Raw genomic sequence first — 21,272 nt, 5'->3', positions numbered from 1 at the left:
ACACGTGTTACCTATGTCTCAGGTCTATACAGCGGGCCAAAGAAAGTGAGCGGCTGCCGGGCCGCCCCCGGCGCTCCCCTCCGACCGGAGAAAGAAAAGCATCAAGCCAGTCCATCCGCACGAAGCAAGACCAGACTACAGACTACCCAGCAACAAACAACATCAAGTGCACTTCAACGACAACCCACCATCCACAATCAAATCCAACCCCGTGATATAGCGCGCATTATCAGAAGCCAAAAACAAGGAAGCATGCGCCACATCCCAGGCATCCCCCATGAACCCCATCGGACACTGCGCATGCCGCTTGGCCCGCATCGCCTCGATATCACCGCCATAGGAAGCCTTCAACGGCTCGCGAATCATCGGCGTATCCATCAACCCCGGCAACACGCAATTGGCGCGAATCCCCACCGGCGCATACTGCATCGCCACGTTCTTGGTGAAAGCCAGGATCGCCGCCTTGGTCGCCGTATAGCCAAGATAGGGAAAGCCGATCCAGCGTAAAGCCGCCAGCGACGAGATGTTGACGATGGCGCCCTTCTTCTGCTTCTCCATGATCGGCAGCACGAACTTGTGAGTCAGGAACAGGCTGGTCTGGTTGACCGCCACCAGGCGGTTCCAGCTCTCTTCGCTGGTTTCCACCGGGCCGCCGGTCTCGGCGATGCCGACATTGTTATGCAGCACGTCGACCCGGCCGAAGTAATCCATGGCCGCATCGGCAATCGCCTTCACGTCCGCCGACTTCGAGACATCGGCGGCGAGCACCTCGCACACCCCGCCTTCGCCGCGGATGATCTCCTGGGTCTGTTTGGCGGCGTCGATGCTGCGGTCCACCGCCAGCACCTTGCCGCCTTCGCGCGCATACAGCGCCGCGGCGGCCTTGCCGTTGCCCCAGCCCTCGCCCACCGAACCGGCGCCGGTGACGATGATGACCTTGTCTTCCATTTGCTTGTTCATGCCTTCTCCTTCGTATTCGTTGTCAGATGCTGAGCACGCCGCCGGCGACGAAGCCGCCGTCGACCGGGATCACATGGCCGGTGATGTAGGACGACTCGTCGCCGGCCAGGAAGGTCACGGCGGCGGCGATCTCGTCGGTGCTGCCGTAGCGGCGCATCGGCACCAGCCGGTAGTAGCTCTGGCGCGTCTCTTCCGAGTGGATGGCCTGCGTCATGGGGGTGTCGACCGGCCCCGGCGCCACGCTGTTGACGGTGATGCCATGCTCGGCCAGCTCGATGGCCATCTGGCGCGTCAGGCCGATCACCGCCGATTTCGAGGTGCCGTAGGCAGTGCGTCCGGCGCCGGCGCGGATGCCCGAGATCGACGAGATGTTGACGATGCGGCCCCACTTGTTCTTCAGCATCAGGCGCGCCGCCAGTTGCCCCGCCACCAGCACGCCGGTGACGTTGATGTTCATGGTCTGCACCCAGTTGTCGATGGGGAAATCGAGGAAGGGATAGGTCTTGGCGATGCCGGCGTTATTGACCAGCACGTCGCAACGGCCGTAATCCTTCTCGACGGCGGCGAAGGCCTTGGCGATCGACTCCGGGTTGCCCACGTCCATCTGCAGCGGCGCCGCCTTGTGGCCCGCCTCGACCAAGGCGGCGGCAGTCTTGCCGGCGGCCTCCAGGTTGATGTCCGACACCAGGACGGTATAGCCCTTGGCTGCAAGTTGCCGGCAAATCGCGGCGCCGATGCCCATGGCTCCGCCCGTCACGAGCGCCACGCGGGCGCCGCTATCGCTTTGGTTCATGTTGTCTCCGTGAATTGGGGCGGCCCCGAAGAAGAGCTGGGGCCGCCGTTTTTAAGTCGTTACCTTGTCGATGATCGGTCTCGGGTGACTTGGCCGGGGATCAGAGGAAGCCGATGGAAATCCACGGCACGAAGGCCACCACCAGCAACGCCACCACCAGTGCGGCCAGGTAGCCCCACACGCGGTTGAACACGCCGTCCGGCGAAACCTTGCCGATCGCGCAGGCGGCATAGAAGCCGACGCCGAAGGGCGGTGCGAACAGGCCGATGCCCATGGCCAGGATCACCACCATGGCGTAGTGCACGTCATGCACGCCCAGCGAACGCGCCACCGGGAACAGCAGCGGGCCGAACAGCACGATGGCGGGAATGCCTTCCAGCAGGCTGCCCAGCACGATGAAGATGACGATGGTGATCAGCAGGAAGCCCGCGCCGCCGCCCGGCACGCCTTGCATCAGCGACACCAGCTTGGCCGAGAAACCGGACTGCGTCAGCGCCCAGGCCATCGAGGTGGCCATGCCGATGATCAGCAGGATGGCGCCGGACAAGGCCGCCGACTCGATCAGGATCGGGTAGAGGCGCTTGAAGTCCAGGTGCCCCTTGAACATATGCATGACCAGGCCGACCACGATGGTATAGGCCACGCCGATCGTCGCCACTTCAGTCGCGGTGGCCACGCCTTCGATCACCGCCACGCGGATCAGCATCGGCAGCGCCAGGGCCGGGATCGCGGCGATCAGGGTCTTCATGATCAGCGACATCGGCGCACGCTTGACGTCCGGCATCGGTTCGCGGCGCGCGCGCATCCAGCACACCACGGCAATGGCGATGGTGGCGATGGCCGCCGGCATCAGGCCGCCGATGAACAGCGCCGTGATCGACACGCTGCACACCGCGCCGATGGTAATGAGCACCAGGCTGGGGGGGATGGTCTCGGTCATCGCGCCGGACGACGACAGCAAGGCCACCAGCTCTTCCGGCTTGGAGCCGCGCTTTTTCATCTCGGGGAACAATGCCGGCGCGATGGCCGCCATATCGGCCGCCTTCGAGCCTGAGATGCCCGACACCAGGAACATCGCCCCCAGCAGCACATATTGCAGGCCGCCGCGCACGTGGCCCAGCAGCGAGGCCATGAAATCGATGAGCGTCTTGGCCAGCCCCGACATTTCCAATAGCGAACCGAGCAGCACGAACAGCGGCACCGACAGCAGGATCAGGCTGGACATGCCCTCATCCATGCGGCTGACCACGATCATCAGCGGCGCGGTGGTGGCCAGCGCCAGGTAAGCCATGGTGGCGGTGCCGAAGGCGAAGGCGATGGGAATGCCGCCAATCACGCAGACGCCGATCAGCAGCACGAAGAAGACGATCAGGTTGTAGTTGCCCATGCCCAGCAGGAGCGGCTTGGCCAGGAACAGGCCACCGGCGATCACGGCCACTACCGCCAGCGCCGACAGCAACAGCCGGAAGGTGGTCATCGAGGCCATGCGCGAGATCGCCGCCAGCAGCATCAGGATCGCGCCCACCGGCAAGGCGCCGGCGCGCAGGCCATCGGGGATTTCCAGCGCCGGCGTGGTGATCGCCATCTGTTCGACCGCATGATCCACCGCGGGGTGGATCACCATCAGCACGAAAATGCAGACCACCAGGGCCGCGACTGTCTCCAGCCAGACGCGGCCCTTTTCCGAACACTTGTTGATGACGGCGGTCAGCCGCATGTGCTCACCCCGGTTCAGCGCCAGGACGGCCCCCAGCATCGACAGCCAGATGAACAGGATCGAGGCCAGTTCATCCGACCATATCAGCGGATCGTGCAGCGCGTAGCGGTAAATGACGCCGGTCAACAGCACCACCGTCTCGGCCACCACCAGCGCCGCCGCGACGGCGCCCACCACATGCATCACCATGCGGTTGATCGCCACCAGGGCGCGCGCGGCCGGGTTCATGTTCACCGGCTCGCGGTAAGTCATTGCAGCTTCCATCGTCAACCTCCAGCAGTTCCAGCGGATTCGGTTCAGGCCAGCTTGCCGGTGTACTTTTCCAGCAATGCCCAGGGCTCATCGCCGAACTTCTTGTGCCATTCGGCGTAGAAGCCCGCGCTGCGCAGCTTGGCGCGGAACGAATCGTTATCGGTATCGTTGAAGGCCAGGCCCTTGCCCTTCATCTCGCCGACCAGCGAGTCGTTGAGCTTCTTGACGTCGACGCGCTGGTTCAAGCCGGCTTCGTTGACGTTGCGGGCCACGATTTCCTGCAGGTCCTTGGGCAAGCGCTCGAAGGACTTCTTGTTGCCCAGGAACCAGAAACCGTCCCACATGTGGTTGGTGATGGAACAGTACTTCTGCACTTCGTACAGCTTGGCGGTGGAGATGATCGCCAGCGGGTTTTCCTGGCCTTCGACGATCCTGGTCTGCAGCGCGGAATACACTTCGGCGAAGTTGATGGAAGTCGGCGCCGATTCCACGGCGCGGAACATCGAGGTCCACAGCGGGCTCGGCGGCACGCGCAGCTTCATGCCCTTGAGGTCGTCGGCGCTCTTGATCGGGCGGGTGCTGTTGGTGATCTGGCGGTAGCCGTTGTCCCAGATCTTTTCAAAGGCGAACAGGGTCGACTTGGCTTCGATCTGCTTGCGCACGTGCGCGCCCAGTTCGCCGTCCATGGCGGCCCATACCTGGTTGTAGTCCTTGAAGGCGAAGCCGATGCCGGAAATCTGCGCGGCCGGCACCAGGGTGCCCAGGATCAGCGGCGACAGCGTGAAGAAATCGATCGCGCCGGCGCGCACCTGCGACAGCATGTCGGTGTCGGTGCCCAACTGGTTGTTGGGATAGATCTGCAAATCGATGCGGCCCTTGGATTGCTCCGCGATCTTGGCGGCCATTTCCTTGGCGCGCGTGTTCATCGGGTGCGACACCGGAAGGTTGTTGGCGTACTTGAAGGTGAATTCGGCGGCATGCGCGGAGGTACCGTACAGGCCGGTCGCGGCGGCGGCCGAGGCAACCGAGGCGGTCTTCAGAAAAGAACGGCGCGTGATCTTGCCAGTGGGGTTTCCCATCTGTTTATCTCCTGTTTGTAGTTTTATATGAACCGGAACCCGGATGCCGACATGCAAACGGTTTCCTTGTTGCCAGCACTGCTTGGCGTCAACAGAGCAATTTGAATGCCAAGCCGCCAATCCTTCCTCGGCAGCGCGGGCGTCTCCTCCCTGTGATCGGCATTGCGCCTGTATTCTCTGCGATAACGGCGCGAAAGGACAAGGGCGGGCGCGCCCTCGGCAACAATTTATTTGATGGGAATTGATGCGACACATGTCGCATTTTTGTCGAACAACTGTCGCATCGCGGACAGTTGTTCCATGCGATTTCCGCTACATTTTCTTTGCGCATCGCAGCAAATTCACCGGCTGCGCAGTCGTGCTATCTTGGTTCGGCCGGCCCGCGCGCAGGCCAACCCGCCATCCGGGCCGAAGCCCACAAGGCCCTCGAATAACAGTCCGGATGTGTGGCATCGATTTTGCATATTGCGTCCACATCAACCGTACCGACCACGTCTTACAAGGACAAATAAAATGACTGCTTCTGCATCCGCACCCTGCATTACCGGCTGGCATCATTCCCAATTCGGCAAGCTCGACGGCATCGATCCCGAAGTGCTGATCGGCCAGGTCGCCAAGGCCGCCATCGAGCACGCCGGCCTGCAACCGGAAGATATCGATTCCGTCCACGTCGGCACCTTCAATGCCGGCTTCCTGTACCAGGACTTCCCTGCCTCGCTGGTCTTCAACAGCCTGCCGCAACTGCGCTTCAAGCCGGCCGTGCGGCTGGAGAACGCCTGCGCCACCGGCTCGGCGGCGATCCACTCGGGCCTGCAATCGATCAAGGCCGGCGAGTCCAAGCACGTGCTGGTGATCGGCTTCGAGAAAATGACCGAACTGGCCACGGCACAGGTGGGCGAGGTGCTGCTCAAGGCTTGCTACGCCAAGGAAGAGGCCGGCATCCCCGGCGGTTTCGCCGGCGTGTTCGGCAAGATCGCGCAGAGCTACTTCGACCGCTTCGGCGACCAGTCCGACGCGCTGGCCGCGATCGCCGCCAAGAACCACAAGAACGGCATGTCCAATCCTTACGCCCACATGCGCAAGGATTTCGGTTTCGACTTCTGCCGCAACGTGTCGGAGAAGAACCCGTTCGTGGCCGGCCCGTTGAAGCGCACCGACTGCTCGCTCATCTCCGACGGCGCCGCCGCCATGGTGATCAGCGCGGCCGATGCCGCCAAGACTATGCCGCGCGCGGTGCAGTTCCGCGCCGCGGTGCACGTCAACGACTACCTGCCGCTGTCGCGCCGCGACGCCACCCGCTTCGAAGCGGCCGAGCTGGCCTGGAAGCAGGCGCTGGGCAATGCGCGCCTGTCGCTGAACGACCTGTCGCTGGTGGAAACGCATGACTGCTTCACCGTGGCCGAACTGCTGGAATACGAAGCGATGGGCCTGGCGCCGCACGGCCAAGGCGCGCGCGTGATCCTCGACGGCGTCACCGCCAAGGACGGCAAGCTGCCGGTCAACCCTTCCGGCGGCCTGAAATCCAAGGGCCACCCGGTCGGCGCCACCGGCGTGTCGATGCACGTGATGGCGGCCATGCAGGCCGCGCACGACGCCGGCGACATGCAGATCGCCAACGCCCGATACGCCGGCGTATTCAACATGGGCGGCGCGGCAGTGGCCAACTACGTCAGCATCCTGGAACGCATCCACTGACCCGTTTCCTTCCGTACTTCCCTGCCGCTTGCATCCGCAGGCGGCAGGCAGCATCCGCAAGAGCGCAGCAGCGAACTAAAAAAAGCAACGCCAATTTCAATTAGAACGAGTGAGACGATGTTAAAGAAAGTCATGAACCTGGGCCGCCTGCTATCGGACGTGGCGCGCCGCTTTCCCGACCAGCCCGGCCTGATCCTGAGCCGCGGCGGCGTCAATGGCGAAGACAAAATCATCACCTGGAAGCAGATCAATGACCGCGTCGACGCCTTGGCGCACGCGCTGGCCAAGCGCGGCGTGAAGAAGGGTGACAAGATGCTGGTCCATTCGCGCAACAACCAGCAGATCTTCGAAAGCGCCTGGGCCGCTTTCAAGCTGGGCGTGGTCTGGGTGCCGACCAACTTCCGCATCACGCCTCCCGAAGCGGCCTACCTCGGCCAGTCCAGCGGCGCCTCGGTGATGCTCTATGACCAGGGCTTCGCCAACTACGTGGATGCGGTCAAGGCGGTCTCGCCGGTGCTGGAACACGTGATCGCGCTGGCCGATCCGCGTCCGGGCGAACTGGATTTCGAGACGCTGGTCGCCGACGCCGGCCAACAGGCCTTCGACGAAGTCGAGGTCGAGTACGAGGATCCGCTGTGGTTCTTCTATACCTCCGGCACCACCGGCCACCCCAAGGCCGGCATGCTGGCGCACGGGCAGATGGCCTTCGTGGTCACCAACCACCTGGCCGACCTGATGCCGGGCCTGAACCATGAATCGCGCTCGCTGGTGGTCGCGCCCCTGTCGCATGGCGCCGGCATCCATGCCGTGATCAATACCGCACGCGGCGCGGCCAGCATCCTGCTGTCGTCGGAGCGACTGGTGGTCGAGGAAGCCTGGCAACTGGTCGAGAAATACAAGGTCGACAACCTGTTCACCGTGCCCACCATCGTCAAGATCCTGGTGGAAGACGAATCGGTCGACCGCTACGACCACTCCTCGCTCAGGCATGTCATCTACGCCGGCGCGCCGATGTACCGCGCCGACCAGGTGTATGCGCTCAAGAAGCTGGGCAAGGTGCTGGTGCAGTACTACGGCCTGGGCGAAGTGACCGGCAACATCACCTTCCTGCCGCCCTACATGCACCACGAGGACGACGCCCATCCGCAGGCGCGCGTGGGCACCTGCGGCATGCCGCGCACCGGCATGGAAATCGCCATCCTGGACGACGCCGGCAACAAGCTCAAGCCTTTCGAGACCGGCGAGATCTGCGTGCGCGGCCCGGCCGTGTTCATGGGCTACCACAACAACCCGGACGCCAACGCCAAGGCCTTCAAGCACGACTGGTTCCACACCGGCGACCTCGGCCATGTGGACAAGGACGGCTTCCTCTACATCACCGGCCGTTCGTCCGACATGTACATCTCCGGCGGCTCCAACGTCTATCCGCGCGAGATCGAGGAGGCGCTGCTGACCCATCCGGCGGTGTCCGAGGTGGCGGTGCTGGGCGTGCCCGATCCCAAGTGGGGCGAGAGCGGCCTGGCCGTGATCGTGCCCAAGGCCGGGCAGCAAGTGGGGCCAGAGGCGCTGCTGGCGCATCTGGAAGAGCGCATCGGCAAGTACAAGTGGCCGCGGCGCTTCGTGTTCTGGGAGACCATGCCGAAGTCGGGCTATGGGAAGATCGTCAAGAAACAGATCAAGGCATTGCTTGAGGAGAAAGGTGACTATCGCTTATGAAACTCTCCAACAAACCCGCTGACGGCCATCCGGGATTTGTCGAGGTCCGCAAGTTCCTGCACGCAGGCCAGCAGAGCTATCCGCGCACGCTGGACCTGGAGGCCAACCCGGCCGAGGAACTGCGCATCACGCTGGCGCCCGGCACCAGGGTCGGCGAGGCGTTGCGCAAGGTATTGGCGCGCTACGGCCAGCGCGGCGGCGTCGGCCGCATGTGCGGCGGCACCGCGCGCAGCCTGCATTACCACCGCATCGAGAACACCCGGGACCAGAACCGCCCATATGACTACGGCCCGCCGCATGTACTGGAAGGCGCGATCACCTTTGTGACCGGCGCCATCACGGTGGGCCAAAACCAGGAAGGAAAGGTATTATTGCACTGCCATTCGGGCTTCATCGATGGCGATGGCGTCATTCATGGCGGCCATCTTTTGCTTGATACTGTGGAAGTGGGCGACGATCCGCTCATCATCCGCATGTGCTTGTTTTCCCAAGGCGCCTTTGTCGTCAACAGCGATGAAGAGACGCACTTCAGTCTATTGCATCCGACACCCATGGAATCATGATGACGAACCTAAATACAACGACAACCGAGACAGACGACAACATCCAGGTAGAAGAAGGAACCTTGGGCAAGCTGGTGATGGCCCGCCTCAAACCCAACCAGGACCTGACCGAGAGCGTGGAAGCCTTATGCCGCCAGCACGGCATGAAAACCGCCATCGTGCGCGGCGCCATCGGCAGCCTGGTTGACGCCCAGTTGCAATACGCCACCGCCGGCGGCCTGCGCGTGATGGAAATCAACGGCCCCGGCGTCGAGATCCTCAACGTCTTCGGCGAGATCGGTTTCTCGGACGGCAAGTCCAACCCCAATCCGCTGCAAGGCGTGGTGGCCGACACCGACGGCAAGATCTTCGCCGGCCGTTTCCTGCGCGGCGCCAATCTCTCGTTCATCACCATCGAGATCACGCTGCAGGAATGGATTCCGGCCAAGGTGCGCGAAGCCCTGCCGGCCTGACCCTCCGCCGCCACTCCGCGAACGCCGTCACGCCCGCCGCAACCTGTCAGCCAGCCACGGCGGGCGCGGTCGCCGCATGTCGCGGCAGCAGCGACTGCCGGCGCTCATGCGCTGGAAGCCAGTTGATTGCCAAGGAACACGTAGGCGAATCCGAAGTAGATCATCACCCCGATGATGTCCATGATGGACGTGATCAGCGGCGAACTCAGCGTGGCCGGATCGGTGCCGATGCGGCGCGCCAGGAACGGCAGCAGCGCGCCGATCACGCCGCCCGCTGCGGTGCAGACAAACATGCTGAGCCCGACCACCAGCAGGATGTCGACGCCGACATCCTTGCTGAAGTGCGCCAGGATCAGTTCCAGCACCGCAATGATCAGCCCCAGCACTCCGGCGATGGGCAGTTCGCGCCTGATGACGCGCCAGATGTCGCGCCAGCGCAGCGTCACTTCGCCCAGGGTCATGGAGCGGATCACCAACGTGGCCGACTGGCTGCCGGTATTGCCGCCCATGTCGATGATGGGCGCAAGGAACGCCGCAAGGATGACGACCTGCGTCAGCATCTCTTCCTGCGCGGCGACGAAGTTGCTGATCGCCATGCCAAACAGCGTCAGGATCGACAGCCAGAACACGCGCACGCCGACGATCTTTCTGAACGGCGTCGCCAGGATATCCAGGTCGGGACTATTGCGCCCGGCAGTGCCTCCGAAGCGCGCCAGTTGCGACGCTTCACGGTCGTTCTGGATATCCATCGCATCATCGACAGTAACGATGCCGACCATGGTCTTGTCGCCGGAAACCACCGGCAGCGCCAGCAGATCGTAGTGGCGAATCAGTTCCACCGCCTGCTCGCGCGGCCATTGCAAACGGGCGAAGGCCGGGTCGACGCGCATCAGGTCGCCGACATCGGCAGTCGGTTCGGCCAGCACCAGGTCGCGCAGCGACACGGTGCCGAGCAGGCGGCGGTCCGCGCTGAGCACATATATCTCGTAGATCGTCTCCTTGTCGGGCGCGCTGGAACGCAGCGCGACCAGCGCCTGCGCCACGCTCATGCCGGCATTGAGCGTGGCGTAGTCCGATGTCATCACCGAACCGACGCTGTCCTCGGGAAAGGCGGCAAACTTGAGGATGTCGTCGCGCTCTACCTTGGCCAGCGCCGGAAGCAGCCGCTGGCGGGCATCCTCGCCGAGGCGCTTGAACATGTCGGCCCGGTCATCGGAAGGCATCCGCTCGAACAGGTCGACCACCGCTTCACGCGGCAACGCTTGCAACAACAGATCCTGGCGTACCGCCGGGAAGTGGGCAAACAGGGAAGCGCGCAGGCCCGGTTCCAGGATCATCAGCATGGCGCTGGTTTGCCCGGTGGTGAACCGGTCCAGCGCATCGACCACGTCGGCTGACAGCGAATTTCGTACGATGGCGGAAAATGCCTCTCCATCAAATGAATTGAGGATTGCGCGGAGGGATGTTTGCAGGTCGTCACGGTTCATGATTTCTCCTTGTCTGATTGGCTGATTGGCTCATTGGCTGTTTGTCTGCCGGGCAGCATGCGCATCAGCGCAAGACCCCGGGCATGGCGAAGACCAGACCCACGGTGAAGACCTTGTGCCCGGACCATTGCCCGAAAGGACTGCCCACGCTGGCGTCGAGCTGGAGACGCTCCGGGATCAGCGCATGGCTCACGCCCAGTTGCCAGTTCCTGCGGGTGTCGCTGCCGCCGCCTGTCATGCCATAGGTCTCGAGCGATGCGCGGGTGCGGGGAAGAACCCTGGCGTCCAGCGCGACACCCCAGGTGCCGTGGTAGCTGCGCAGCCCGTCTTCACGCTGGCGCAGCGTGCCGAGATTCATGTGCGCCAGCAGGTCCTCCCCCGTCAGCGGCAGGGTCGCGATGCCTTTGACGAAGATCTCGCCGGCGTTGCCGCTGCGCGCCTGTTGCCCGCCCATCGCCACCGCGAAACCGGCGCGCTGGTCGTCGTAGGCGCGCAGCAGGTGCTTGACTTGCCAGCCGAGCAGCGCGCTGTTGCCGGCGCTGTCCTGGCGGTCTTGCTGGTACGCCGCGCCGAGCGCGAATTCGGTGGAACCGAAGGGATTGCAGCTCGGATTGAGCCATGCGGTATTGGAACCGGAGGAATGTTCGGTCCAGGCCTCAAGCTGACAGGCCCCCTCATCGATCACGGCGGCATCGTCGGTGACCATCGGACGGCCTGCGTGTGCGTTGGACGACAGCATCGCGCCAACCAGCGAGGCGATGAGCCACTTTCCTCCGGCGCCGCGCAGGCGGGGGGATGCGATGAATTGTTGCACCTGCAAGGCGCAAGGACGGAGAAACGGGATGAATTGAAACATGGGAAGCTCCTGGCCGGCCGTTCGCACCGGAGGAGCCGCGGTCTCAATCGGCCGAAGGCATGCCTCCGGCCCTGGACCGGAATATGGTGTTGAAAGTGAATGTCCAGCTGATGCTGGCTAAGGGCCTGAGCGGCTCTGGTTCTGGCTCTGGTTCTGGATCCATCTTTTCTCCCGAAGAGTGACGAAAAAGGTGACCGCAAGTCCGCGTGATTTCAGATGCGGGTCGGCCACGGCGCTATTGCCGCGCACGTCGACAGCCGGCCGCAGCGTAAATGCGCAAGACCGGAACGATGCCGCTGCCAACAGGCAGCAGGCAACACGCGACAATCAAAAAATGAGGAGGAGGGAGAAGAAGACCGGCGGCCGTGAACCGGCTGCCTGGTGCTGCTACCCGCCATGCAGGCAAGGTAGCGGCGAAAGACGATGCGCGACTACCTTGGCTGTGGTTGGCCGATCAGGGATCGACGATAAGAACTGTCCACAGGAGGAACTCCGAAGTTTGTACGACGCGGATTCTAGCATGTCGAAAGAAATAAAAACAAGCACGCGTCCCGCATCATGGGACGCATGGCCATTGCGGCCTGCCCCCTTTCCCGCGCGCGATTGCGCAAAAAGAAAGAGCGGACCGGTCACCCGGTCCGCTCCATTTGGCCTCTGTTTTTTCGTTCAGGCGTGCAGCTTGAGTTCCGCTTCCCGCTCGATCTCCTGCTCGGCGGCGCGCGCTTCTTCCTCGCTCAGCAAGCCGCCTTCCCACTTGGCAACCACGGCCGAAGCGATCGAGTTGCCCACCGCGTTGGTGGCTGAACGCCCCATGTCGAGGAAGGTGTCGATCCCCAGGATCACCAGCAGGCCCGCTTCCGGGATGTTGAACTGGTGCAGCGTGGCGGCGATCACCACCAGCGAGGCGCGCGGCACGCCGGCGATGCCCTTGGAGGTCAGCATCAGCACCAGCATCATGGTGATCTGGGTGGACAGCGGCATGTGGATGCCGTAGGCCTGGGCGATGAACAGCGTGGCGAAGGTGCAGTAGATCATCGAGCCGTCGAGGTTGAACGAGTACCCCATCGGCATCACGAAACTGGAAATCTTGCGCTTGACGCCGAAGCGGTCCAGCGCATCGAGCAGCTTGGGATAGGCGGCCTCGGAACTGGCCGTGGCGAATGCCAGCAGGAAGGCTTCCTTGATCAGCGCCAGCAGATGGAAGATGCGTTTTTTCAGGAACACGAAGCCGGCGGCGATCAGCAATGCCCACAGCAGCACCAGCGAGAAATAGAAGTCGCGCATGAAGACCGCGAAACTGACCAGGATGTCCAGGCCATTGACCGCGACGGTGGCGGCCATGGCCGCGAACACCGCGACCGGCGCCATTTTCATCACATAGCCGGTGATCTTGAGCATGGCGTGCGACAGGTCGTCCACCACCGCCAGCAGGTTCTTGCCGCGCTCGCCCAGCGCCGCCAGCGCGACGCCGAAGAACATCGAGAACACCACGATCTGCAGGATCTCGTTTTGCGCCATGGCCTCGGCCACCGACTTGGGCACCAGGTGGTTGAAGAATTCCTTGACGGTGAACTGGCCGGTCGCCAGGCCGGCGCCGGCCGCGTCGGGCGGCGGCAACGACACGCCGGCGCCCGGCTGCAGCAGGTTGGCCATGACCATGCCCAGCGCCAGCGACACCAGCGAGGCCAGCATGAACCAGGCCAGCGATTTGCCGAAGATGCGGCCCACCGACTTGGCGTCGCCCATGTGGGCGATGCCGACCACCAGCGTGGAAAACACCAGCGGCGCGATCACCATCTTGATCAGGCGCAGGAACATGTCGGAGGCGATCGAGATGTAGCCGGACAATTCCTTGGCTTCGGCCTTGCCGTAGTGGGTGAAGATCAGGTAGCCGACCAGGATGCCAAGGAGCATGGCGATGAAGATGTAGGCGGCGGGTGGGATGCGTTTTTTCAAGATGGTCTCCAGCCCAAAAGCGCTGGCGGGCCAAACAGCCTGGCGCCGGGAGCGATGAGGGGCTTTTGTTGCTTGTTTCTTGTGGCTGATTGTGGCTGCTTGCGCCGCCCGCTGTCAGGCGGGTGCGCTCCGGATTGTCGTGGATCGCGTCGGCTTTCGATGAGAAATAGTCAATACTTTTTCCCGGCAAGCGATAAAAAGCACGAAGCTTATTGATTTATGGGGCCGTCCGTCAAGCCGGGATCGCCAAAATGCCTCAAAAATGTGCAAGGCGTGGTCATTTTGACCATAAAAAAGCCCCGCATCGCGGGGCTTGGGAAGTACGGCCGGGATGGCCGCTCAGGCGCGTTCCAGCAAGGCCGCGTCGAGCAACTCGATCCAGTGCCGCACCGGCGTTTGCGTGCCGGACTGCAGGTGCGTCACGCAACCGATGTTGCCGGTCACGATCATGTCCGGATCGGTGGCGGCCAGGTTCTTGAGCTTGTTGTCGCGCAGCTGGTAGGACAGCTCCGGCTGCAGCAGCGAATAGGTGCCGGCCGAACCGCAGCACAAATGGCTGTCGGCGCATAACTGCACGTCCACGCCGGCCGCGCGCAGGATAGCCTCAACCTTGCCGCGGATCTTCTGGCCGTGCTGCAGCGTGCACGGTGGATGGTAGGCCACGCGGCGGCCGGCGTAATCCTTGAGCTTCTCCTGCAGTTGCACTTCGAAGTCGGGCAGGATTTCGCTGATGTCGCGCGTCATGTGCGAGATGCGGCGCGCCTTTTCGGCATAGGCATGGTCATGCTGCAGCAGGTGGCCGTATTCCTTCACGGTGACGCCGCAGCCGGAGGCGTTCATCACGATGGCCTCGGCCTTGATGCCGTCCTTTCCTTCCACATAGGGCCACCAGGCGTCGATATTGCGGCGCATGTCGTCCAGCCCGCCGTCCTGGTCGTTCATGTGGAAACGGATGGCGCCGCAGCAGCCGGTCTTGGGCGGCACGAACAATTGCACGCCGAGCGCATCCAGCACGCGCGCGGTGGCGCTGTTGATGTTGGGCGACATCGACGGCTGCACGCAGCCGTCCAGCAGCAGCATCTGGCGCGCATGCGAACGCGCGGGCCACACGCCGGCGTCCTGCGGCGCCGGCACCTTGTTCTGCAATGCCTTGGGCAACAGCGGGCGCACCATTTGCCCGGCTTTCATCGCCGGACGGAAGATCCATTTGCGCGGCACCAGCTCCTTCAGCGCGGTGCGCATCACGCGCTGCGACAACGGGCGCGGCACCTGCTGCTCCACCACCTTGCGGCCGATATCGACCAGGCGGCCGTACTGCACGCCGGACGGGCAGGTCGATTCGCAGTTGCGGCAGGTCAGGCAGCGGTCCAGGTGCGATTGCGTGGCAGCCGTGGCCGGCTTGCCTTCGAGCACCTGCTTGATCAGGTAGATGCGCCCGCGCGGGCCGTCCAGCTCGTCGCCCAGCAACTGGTAGGTCGGGCAGGTGGCGGTACAGAAGCCGCAATGCACGCAGCTGCGCAGGATGCTGTCGGCTTCCTGGCCTTCGGGGGTGTGGCGGATGAAATCGGCTAAGTTGGTTTGCATGATTGTCTGTTGGCTTTCGGCTTACAGGCCCGCGTACATGCGGCCGGGATTGAAGATGCCGGCCGGGTCAAATTGTGCTTTGAGGTTGCGATGGATCTTCTCCACTGCCGGCTGCAGCGGATGGAACACGCCGATCGCCTTGTCGCCGCCGCGATGCAGGCTGGCGCTGCCGCCTGCGGCCAACGCCGCGGCGCGGATGGCCACCGCATCCAGCGGGCCTTGCGGACGCAGCCAGCGCTGCGCGCCGCCCCACTCCAGCAGCTGCGCGCCGGGCAGATCGACCGGCGGCGCCACCGAGGGCAGCGACAGGCGCCACAGCGGCGCATCCGGGTCGGCGAAGTAGGCATGCGTCTGCTCGCGCAGGTCGCGCCACAAGTCGTCGCCGTTGGAAAGCTCGCTGCCGCCCAGTTTCTTGACGGCCGCATCGACCGCGGCCTGGGCGCCGGCCAGGCGAATGGTCAGCACGTTGTTGCTCCAGGCGCTGGCGGCCAGCGGCAGCGGTTGGCCGCCCCACTGGTTCAGCAGGCGCAGCGCGCCCTCCTGGTTGATCTCGAACACGCGCGTGCTGCTGGCGAAAGGCTTGGGCAATACCTTGAGCGAGACCTGCAGGATCAGGCCCAGGGTGCCGAGCGAACCGGCCAGCAGGCGCGAGACGTCATAACCGGCGACGTTCTTCATCACCTGGCCGCCGAAGTGCAGCTGCTCGCCTTGCGCATCCATCAGCACCGCACCCAGCACGAAGTCGCGCACGGCGCCGGCCGAACCGCGCGCCGGGCCGGACAGGCCGGCGGCCACCATGCCGCCCACGGTGGCCGCGCCGCCGAAGCGCGGCGGCTCGAAGGCCAGCATCTGCTTGTTCTGTTCCAGCGCGGCGTCGATCTCGGCCAGGGGAGTGCCGCAGCGCGCGGTGATCACCAGTTCGGTCGGCTCGTAGTCGATGATGCCGCTGTAGGCGCGCGTATCGAGCACCTCGCCTCGCGGCGCCTGGCCGTACCAGTCCTTGGTGCCGCCGCCGCGGATCTGCAAGGGCTGGCCCTGCGCGATGCGCTGGCGGAAGGTGTCCAGCACCGCATGCATATGTTGTTGCTCGCTCATCTCAGAATCTCGGCAAATCGGGGTGGCTCAGCTGGCCGCGCTGCACATGCATCTTGCCGTACTCGGCGCAGCGGTGCAGGGTCGGGATGGCCTTGTCGGGGTTGAGCAGGAAGGCGGTATCGAAGGCGCGCTTGACCTTGAAAAAGGCCTCGCGCTCGGCCGGCGCGAACTGCACGCACATGGAGTTGATCTTCTCGATGCCCACGCCATGCTCGCCGGTGATGGTGCCGCCCACTTCCACGCACAGCTCCAGGATCTCGGCGCCGAACAGTTCGGCGCGGTGGAATTCATCGGCGATGTTGGCATCGAACAGGATCAGCGGATGCAAATTGCCGTCGCCGGCGTGGAACACGTTGGCGCAGCGCAGGCCGTATTTCTTTTCCATCTCGGCGATGCCCAGCAGCACCTGCGCCAGCTTCTTGCGCGGGATGGTGCCGTCCATGCAGTAGTAGTCGGGCGAGATGCGGCCGGCGGCGGGAAAGGCGTTCTTGCGGCCGGACCAGAAGCGCAGGCGCTCGGCCTCCGACTGCGACACCGCAATGGCGGTAGCGCCGCTGGCATTCAACACCTCGGTCATGCGGCCGATCTCTTCTTCCACTTCTTCCTGCGTGCCGTCCGACTCGCACAGCAGGATGGCTTCGGCATCGACATCGTAGCCGGCCTTGACGAAGGGCTCAACCATGCGCGAGCTGGTCTTGTCCATCATCTCCAGGCCGGCCGGGATGATGCCGGCGGCGATCACGTTGGCCACCGCGTTGCCGCCCTTCACCACATCGTCGAAGGACGCCATGATCACGCGCGCGGCCTGCGGCTTGGGCACCAGCTTGACGGTCACTTCGGTGACCACGCCCAGCATGCCCTCGGAACCGATGAACACCGCCAGCAGGTCGAGGCCCGGCGCATCCAGCGCACCACTGCCCAATTCCACCACGTCGCCCTCGATGGTCACCATGCGCACGCGCAGCACGTTGTGCACCGTCAAGCCGTACTTCAGGCAGTGCACGCCGCCGGAGTTCTCGGCAACGTTGCCGCCGATGGTGCAGGCGATCTGCGAGGATGGATCGGGCGCGTAGTACAAGCCGTGCGGCGCGGCCGCTTCGGAAATGGCCAGGTTGCGCACGCCGGGCTGGACCACGGCGGTGCGCGAATACTTGTCCATCTTCAGGATCTTGTTCAGCTTGGCGGTCGACAGCACCACGCCATCGGCGATCGGCATGGCGCCGCCGGACAAGCCGGTGCCGGCGCCGCGCGGCACGATCTGCACCCGCAGGTCATGGCAAACCTTCATGACGGCCACCACCTGCGCCTCGTTCTCGGGCAGCACGACCACCATCGGCAATTGCCGGTAGGCGGCCAGGCCATCGCATTCGTAGGGACGGGTGTCTTCCTCATCGGCCAGCACGCAGTGCGCGGGCACGGCGCGGCGCAGGGCGTCGACGACTTCGCTCTGGCGGGCGGGCGCGAAGGATGGGTTGGCGGGAGCATTCATGCTGGACCTCGGCTTGGGGCTAGGGGAACCGCAGGGCATCGTTGGCATCGTCGAGATCGTCCAACGGCGACGGCCCGGAGGCTGCCGGAGTGCAACGGCGTATCCGCCTGCCGGCTGCACAACGCCTGCTGTCTCGCTTGTTCTTGCCCGCGCCGATGCCGCTTTCCAGGCGGCGGCGCGAACCTTTATCAAGGCTCCAAGTGTAACGAATTTCGCTGGCGCCAAGCCGGATTGTTGCTGCGGCGCGCACTGAAAAGAATTTTTGGCGGGAATGAATTATTTTCAGCGGGGCAATCCGCGCCGACAGGCAGGTCAGATATTCTTGAACGCGTTCTGCATCCAGTTGATGAAGGCGTCGACCTCGGGGCGCTCGCGCGCCGAGCGCTCGTAGACCACGTAGTAGGCATGCGGCGGCGTGCGCAGGCGCACGTCGAACAGTTCGACGATCTCGCCGCGCGCCAGCAATTCTTCGGCGAAGTGCTGGCGGGTCAGGCCGATGCCGTAGCCGTGGCGCACCGCTTCCAGCAACAGGCCCAGGTCGTCCACGCGCAGGCCGGAAGACGGCTCGCTCCAGTCCTTCAGGCCGGCCGCCTCGAACCACGGCTGCCAGGGTTCCAGCGCCGAGCGCAGCAGGTTGGCGTGCTGCAGGTCGGCCGGCGTTTTCATCGGCGGCAGGGTCTTGAGGTAGTTCGGGCTGGCGACCGCGAAGGCCGGTTCTTCGAACAGCTTTTCGGTGACGATGTTGGGATAGTTGCCGGCGCCGAAACGGATCTCGACGTCGCTTTCCGACAGCGACAGGTCGTACAGCGGCACCGACAGGTACAGCTCGACCACGATCTCCGGATGGCGCTGGGTGAAGTCGACGATGCGCGGCATCAGCAGGTGGCGCGCGAAGGTCGGCGGCAGCATCACCTTGATCTTGGGTTGCACCGCGGCGTTGCGGTGCGGCATCGGGAAATCGGTCAGCGTGCGCAGCGCCGAACGCACCACATCCAGGTAACGGCGGCCGAATTCGGACAAGCCGATGGAGCGGCCATCGCGGTAGAACAGGCGTTCGCCGACAAACTCTTCCAGCAGGCGAATGCGGTGCGACAGCGCCGAAGGAGTGATGCAGAGCTCTTCCGCGGCGATGGCGAAGGAGTTATGCCGGGCTGCCGCTTCGAATGCGGACAAGGCGTGGACGGGTGGAAGGCGGGTGGCCATGGATTCTTTCGTGCTGATCGTGCTGAAAAACGGACTGCTGCCGACGGGTGAAGACAAACCTGACAGATGCCGGCGGCAGGCCGCCGGCATCGCGTTGCTTACTGCTCCCAGCGCAGGATCTTGCCGGGGTTCATGATGTTCTTGGGGTCCAGCGCATGCTTGATCGCGCGCATCACGTCAATCGCGCCGTTGCCATGCTCCTGCACCAGGAAGTCCATCTTGTGCAAGCCCACGCCGTGCTCGCCGGTGCAGGTGCCGTCCATGGCAATGGCGCGCGCCACCATGCGTTGGTTGACGCCTTCGGCCTTGGCAATGTCGGCCGGGTCGTTGGGGTCGACCATCATCTGCACGTGGAAATTGCCGTCGCCGACGTGGCCGATGATGGCGTGGATCAGGCCTTGCGCCTCGCAGTCGGCCTTGGTTTCCAGCACGCATTCGGCCAGGCGCGAGATCGGCACGCAGCAGTCGGTGGAGATGGCGCGCGCGCCCGGGCGCAGCTGCAGCAGCGCAAAATAGGCGTTATGGCGCGCCGTCCACAGGCGGGTGCGGTCTTCGGGACGGGTGGCCCATTCGAAGCCGGTGGCGTTGTTGTCGTTGGCGATGTCCTGCACCACCTCGGCCTGTTCCTTGACGCCGTTTTCGCTGCCGTGGAATTCGAACAGCAGCAGCGGATTGACCGGCAGGCTCAGCTTGTCATGGGCGTTGATGGCCTTGACGCCGTTCTCGTCGAGCAGCTCCACGCGCGCCAGCGGCACCCCGACCTGGATGGTCTGGATCACGGTGTTGACGGCGTCGGCCACGCTGGGGAAGGAACAGATCGCGGCCGAGATCGCTTCCGGCTGCGGATACAGGCGCACCGTGACTTCGGTGATGATGCCCAGCGTGCCTTCGCTGCCCACATACACGCGGGTCAGGTCGTAGCCGGCCGAGGATTTCTTGGCGCGGGTGCCGGTCTTGATGATGTTGCCGTCGGCGGTGACTACCGTCAGGGTCAGCGTGTTTTCCTTCATCGTGCCGTAGCGCACGGCGTTGGTGCCGGAGGCGCGGGTCGAGGCCATGCCGCCCAGCGAGGCGTCGGCGCCCGGGTCGATCGGGAAGAACAGGCCGGTGTCCTTGATTTCCTGGTTCAGTTGCTTGCGGGTCACGCCGGCCTGCACGGTGGCGGTCAGGTCTTCCGGGTTGATCGCCAGCACGCGGTTCATCTGCGACAGGTCGATGGTGATGCCGCCTTGCAGCGCCAGGATGTGGCCTTCCAGCGAGGTGCCGGCGCCATAGGGAATGATCGGGGTTGCGTAGCGGCTGCACAGCTTGACGAAGGCGGCGACTTCCGCGGTGGTATGCGCGAACACCACCGCATCGGGCAGCATCGGATCGTACGAGGATTCATCGCGGCCATGGTGTTCGCGCATGGCCATGGAAGTCGACAGGCGGCTGCCGAAGAGGGTCTGCAGTTCATCCAGCAAGGCCTGGGGAACGGGTTTCTTGAGTTTCTGGGCGTCAACGATGTGATTCATGTCTCTCTCTCGGTGTCTCTGTTATTTCTTTTATTGGATTTGCAACTGCGGTAGCGCTAGCCGGCATCCCTTGCCGGCCAATTGGCCTTACCACTGATTCAACTGATGAATTTTACTCTCTTGCGGCAAAGTGATTCGGCAAATCGCCAATGCCGTTTCGGCCCGCCCGCCAAATCAAGTGAATTCTTTATCGTTTTTTGCTTGCCGGCCAGGCAAGGCAAGATGCCGTGCCGGCCTTGCGCAAGCGCCGCGCGCAGCTTAAGCTCGCGCAACTTCACACAGGGAGAAATGACATGGGCAACCGCCTCTCGAAAATCGCCACCCGCACCGGCGACGACGGCAGCACTGGACTGGGCGACGGCAGCCGCGTCGGCAAGGACAGCCTGCGCATCCAGGCGCTGGGCGATGTGGACGAACTCAATTCGCAACTGGGCCTGCTGCTGTGCGAGGACTTGCCGGACGATGTACGCCAGGCGCTGCTGTCCATCCAGCACGACCTGTTCGACCTCGGCGGCGAACTGTGCATCCCCGGCTATACGGTGCTGGCCGACGCTCATCTGGCGCGGCTGGATGCGCTGCTGGAACAGTACAACGGCGCCTTGCCGCCGCTCAAGGAATTCATCCTGCCCGGCGGCTCGCGCGGCGCGGCATTGGCGCACGTCTGCCGCACCGTCTGCCGCCGCGCCGAGCGTAGCGTGGTGCTGCTGGACAAGGCCGAAGCCGGCACCGTCAACGCCCCGGCGCGGCAATACCTGAACCGCCTGTCCGACCTGTGCTTTGTGCTGGCGCGCGTGTTGAACCGCGCCGCCGGCGGACAGGATGTATTGTGGGAAAAAGATCGCGAGCGCTGAAAAGGCTTGT

General features: G+C 64.0%; 17 protein-coding genes. 5 read left to right on the top strand and 12 right to left on the bottom strand.

Annotated elements, in window-relative coordinates:
- Positions 1 to 162: 162 nt before the first annotated feature.
- The 4 genes from AC07N6_RS22290 to AC07N6_RS22275 all read right to left on the bottom strand — a co-directional run bounded on the left by AC07N6_RS22290 (position 163) and on the right by AC07N6_RS22275 (position 4,801).
- Complete coding sequence (locus tag AC07N6_RS22290; RefSeq protein ID WP_494783315.1) at positions 163 to 960, bottom strand: SDR family NAD(P)-dependent oxidoreductase; 798 nt, start codon at positions 958 to 960, stop codon at positions 163 to 165.
- A 22-nt stretch (positions 961 to 982) separates the two neighbouring features.
- Positions 983 to 1,753, bottom strand: a complete 771-nt coding sequence (locus AC07N6_RS22285) for an SDR family NAD(P)-dependent oxidoreductase (protein ID WP_494783316.1) — start codon at positions 1,751 to 1,753, stop codon at positions 983 to 985.
- Positions 1,754 to 1,853: 100 nt separating this feature from the next.
- Entirely contained in the window at positions 1,854 to 3,722 is a 1,869-nt protein-coding gene (locus AC07N6_RS22280; protein ID WP_494783317.1) for a TRAP transporter large permease, read from the bottom strand.
- A 44-nt stretch (positions 3,723 to 3,766) separates the two neighbouring features.
- A complete protein-coding gene (locus AC07N6_RS22275; RefSeq protein WP_494783318.1) occupies positions 3,767 to 4,801 on the bottom strand; it encodes a TRAP transporter substrate-binding protein in 1,035 nt (344 codons plus the stop codon).
- A 513-nt stretch (positions 4,802 to 5,314) separates the two neighbouring features.
- Between AC07N6_RS22275 and AC07N6_RS22270 the strand changes: the two genes are divergently transcribed.
- The 4 genes from AC07N6_RS22270 to AC07N6_RS22255 all read left to right on the top strand — a co-directional run bounded on the left by AC07N6_RS22270 (position 5,315) and on the right by AC07N6_RS22255 (position 9,227).
- Positions 5,315 to 6,496, top strand: a complete 1,182-nt coding sequence (locus tag AC07N6_RS22270; protein ID WP_494783319.1) for an acetyl-CoA acetyltransferase — start codon at positions 5,315 to 5,317, stop codon at positions 6,494 to 6,496.
- 99 nt (positions 6,497 to 6,595) lie between these two features.
- On the top strand, positions 6,596 to 8,212 hold the full coding sequence (locus AC07N6_RS22265) for an acyl-CoA synthetase (RefSeq protein WP_494783386.1): 1,617 nt from the start codon (positions 6,596 to 6,598) through the stop codon (positions 8,210 to 8,212).
- Complete coding sequence (locus AC07N6_RS22260; RefSeq protein ID WP_141911452.1) at positions 8,209 to 8,775, top strand: PCC domain-containing protein; 567 nt, start codon at positions 8,209 to 8,211, stop codon at positions 8,773 to 8,775. Before AC07N6_RS22265 ends, AC07N6_RS22260 begins: the two co-directional genes overlap by 4 nt.
- Positions 8,772 to 9,227 (top strand): PPC domain-containing DNA-binding protein, encoded by a 456-nt coding sequence (locus AC07N6_RS22255; RefSeq protein ID WP_494786285.1) that lies wholly within the window; start codon positions 8,772 to 8,774, stop codon positions 9,225 to 9,227. The genes AC07N6_RS22260 and AC07N6_RS22255 overlap by 4 nt, the downstream gene beginning before the upstream one ends.
- Before the next feature lie 104 nt (positions 9,228 to 9,331).
- Here the strand turns inward: AC07N6_RS22255 and mgtE are convergent, their stop codons facing one another.
- The 8 genes from mgtE to AC07N6_RS22215 all read right to left on the bottom strand — a co-directional run bounded on the left by mgtE (position 9,332) and on the right by AC07N6_RS22215 (position 20,411).
- A complete protein-coding gene (mgtE, locus tag AC07N6_RS22250; protein ID WP_494783321.1) occupies positions 9,332 to 10,714 on the bottom strand; it encodes a magnesium transporter in 1,383 nt (460 codons plus the stop codon).
- A 64-nt stretch (positions 10,715 to 10,778) separates the two neighbouring features.
- Positions 10,779 to 11,570, bottom strand: a complete 792-nt coding sequence (locus AC07N6_RS22245) for a PA4824 family protein (protein ID WP_494783322.1) — start codon at positions 11,568 to 11,570, stop codon at positions 10,779 to 10,781.
- A 666-nt stretch (positions 11,571 to 12,236) separates the two neighbouring features.
- Positions 12,237 to 13,526, bottom strand: a complete 1,290-nt coding sequence (locus tag AC07N6_RS22240; protein ID WP_494783323.1) for a dicarboxylate/amino acid:cation symporter — start codon at positions 13,524 to 13,526, stop codon at positions 12,237 to 12,239.
- 339 nt (positions 13,527 to 13,865) lie between these two features.
- Positions 13,866 to 15,110: a glycolate oxidase subunit GlcF gene (gene glcF, locus AC07N6_RS22235; protein WP_494783324.1), complete on the bottom strand. Its 1,245-nt coding sequence runs from the start codon at positions 15,108 to 15,110 to the stop codon at positions 13,866 to 13,868.
- Between the two features lie 21 nt (positions 15,111 to 15,131).
- Complete coding sequence (glcE, locus tag AC07N6_RS22230) at positions 15,132 to 16,205, bottom strand: glycolate oxidase subunit GlcE (protein WP_494783325.1); 1,074 nt, start codon at positions 16,203 to 16,205, stop codon at positions 15,132 to 15,134.
- A gap of 1 nt (position 16,206) precedes the next feature.
- Positions 16,207 to 17,694: an FAD-linked oxidase C-terminal domain-containing protein gene (locus AC07N6_RS22225; RefSeq protein ID WP_494783326.1), complete on the bottom strand. Its 1,488-nt coding sequence runs from the start codon at positions 17,692 to 17,694 to the stop codon at positions 16,207 to 16,209.
- 312 nt (positions 17,695 to 18,006) lie between these two features.
- A complete protein-coding gene (locus AC07N6_RS22220) occupies positions 18,007 to 18,897 on the bottom strand; it encodes a LysR substrate-binding domain-containing protein (protein ID WP_494783327.1) in 891 nt (296 codons plus the stop codon).
- 98 nt (positions 18,898 to 18,995) lie between these two features.
- Positions 18,996 to 20,411, bottom strand: coding sequence for an FAD-binding oxidoreductase (locus AC07N6_RS22215; protein ID WP_494783328.1), 1,416 nt, complete (start codon positions 20,409 to 20,411; stop codon positions 18,996 to 18,998).
- 293 nt (positions 20,412 to 20,704) lie between these two features.
- Here AC07N6_RS22215 and AC07N6_RS22210 point away from each other — a divergent pair, with 293 nt between their 5' ends.
- Positions 20,705 to 21,262 carry a cob(I)yrinic acid a,c-diamide adenosyltransferase gene (locus tag AC07N6_RS22210; RefSeq protein ID WP_494783329.1) on the top strand — a complete coding sequence of 186 codons (558 nt, stop codon included), beginning with the start codon at positions 20,705 to 20,707 and terminating at the stop codon, positions 21,260 to 21,262.
- The last annotated feature ends 10 nt before the right edge of the window (positions 21,263 to 21,272 follow it).

The organism is Herbaspirillum sp. GW821-FHT09A12 (assembly GCF_059418325.1).
The sequence above is the reverse complement of the archived record's forward strand: the minus strand, read 5'-3'. Positions and strand labels throughout refer to the sequence as shown.

Coding starts and splice junctions, on each gene's coding strand:
- AC07N6_RS22215 (WP_494783328.1), bottom strand. CDS start 20,411: ATGAATCACATCGTTGACGCCCAGAAACTCAAGAAACCCGTTCCCCAG.
- AC07N6_RS22225 (WP_494783326.1), bottom strand. CDS start 17,694: ATGAATGCTCCCGCCAACCCATCCTTCGCGCCCGCCCGCCAGAGCGAA.
- glcE (WP_494783325.1), bottom strand. CDS start 16,205: ATGAGCGAGCAACAACATATGCATGCGGTGCTGGACACCTTCCGCCAG.
- mgtE (WP_494783321.1), bottom strand. CDS start 10,714: ATGAACCGTGACGACCTGCAAACATCCCTCCGCGCAATCCTCAATTCA.
- glcF (WP_494783324.1), bottom strand. CDS start 15,110: ATGCAAACCAACTTAGCCGATTTCATCCGCCACACCCCCGAAGGCCAG.
- AC07N6_RS22280 (WP_494783317.1), bottom strand. CDS start 3,722: ATGACTTACCGCGAGCCGGTGAACATGAACCCGGCCGCGCGCGCCCTG.
- AC07N6_RS22220 (WP_494783327.1), bottom strand. CDS start 18,897: ATGGCCACCCGCCTTCCACCCGTCCACGCCTTGTCCGCATTCGAAGCG.
- AC07N6_RS22260 (WP_141911452.1), top strand. CDS start 8,209: ATGAAACTCTCCAACAAACCCGCTGACGGCCATCCGGGATTTGTCGAG.
- AC07N6_RS22210 (WP_494783329.1), top strand. CDS start 20,705: ATGGGCAACCGCCTCTCGAAAATCGCCACCCGCACCGGCGACGACGGC.
- AC07N6_RS22270 (WP_494783319.1), top strand. CDS start 5,315: ATGACTGCTTCTGCATCCGCACCCTGCATTACCGGCTGGCATCATTCC.
- AC07N6_RS22245 (WP_494783322.1), bottom strand. CDS start 11,570: ATGTTTCAATTCATCCCGTTTCTCCGTCCTTGCGCCTTGCAGGTGCAA.
- AC07N6_RS22285 (WP_494783316.1), bottom strand. CDS start 1,753: ATGAACCAAAGCGATAGCGGCGCCCGCGTGGCGCTCGTGACGGGCGGA.
- AC07N6_RS22290 (WP_494783315.1), bottom strand. CDS start 960: ATGAACAAGCAAATGGAAGACAAGGTCATCATCGTCACCGGCGCCGGT.
- AC07N6_RS22275 (WP_494783318.1), bottom strand. CDS start 4,801: ATGGGAAACCCCACTGGCAAGATCACGCGCCGTTCTTTTCTGAAGACC.
- AC07N6_RS22255 (WP_494786285.1), top strand. CDS start 8,772: ATGATGACGAACCTAAATACAACGACAACCGAGACAGACGACAACATC.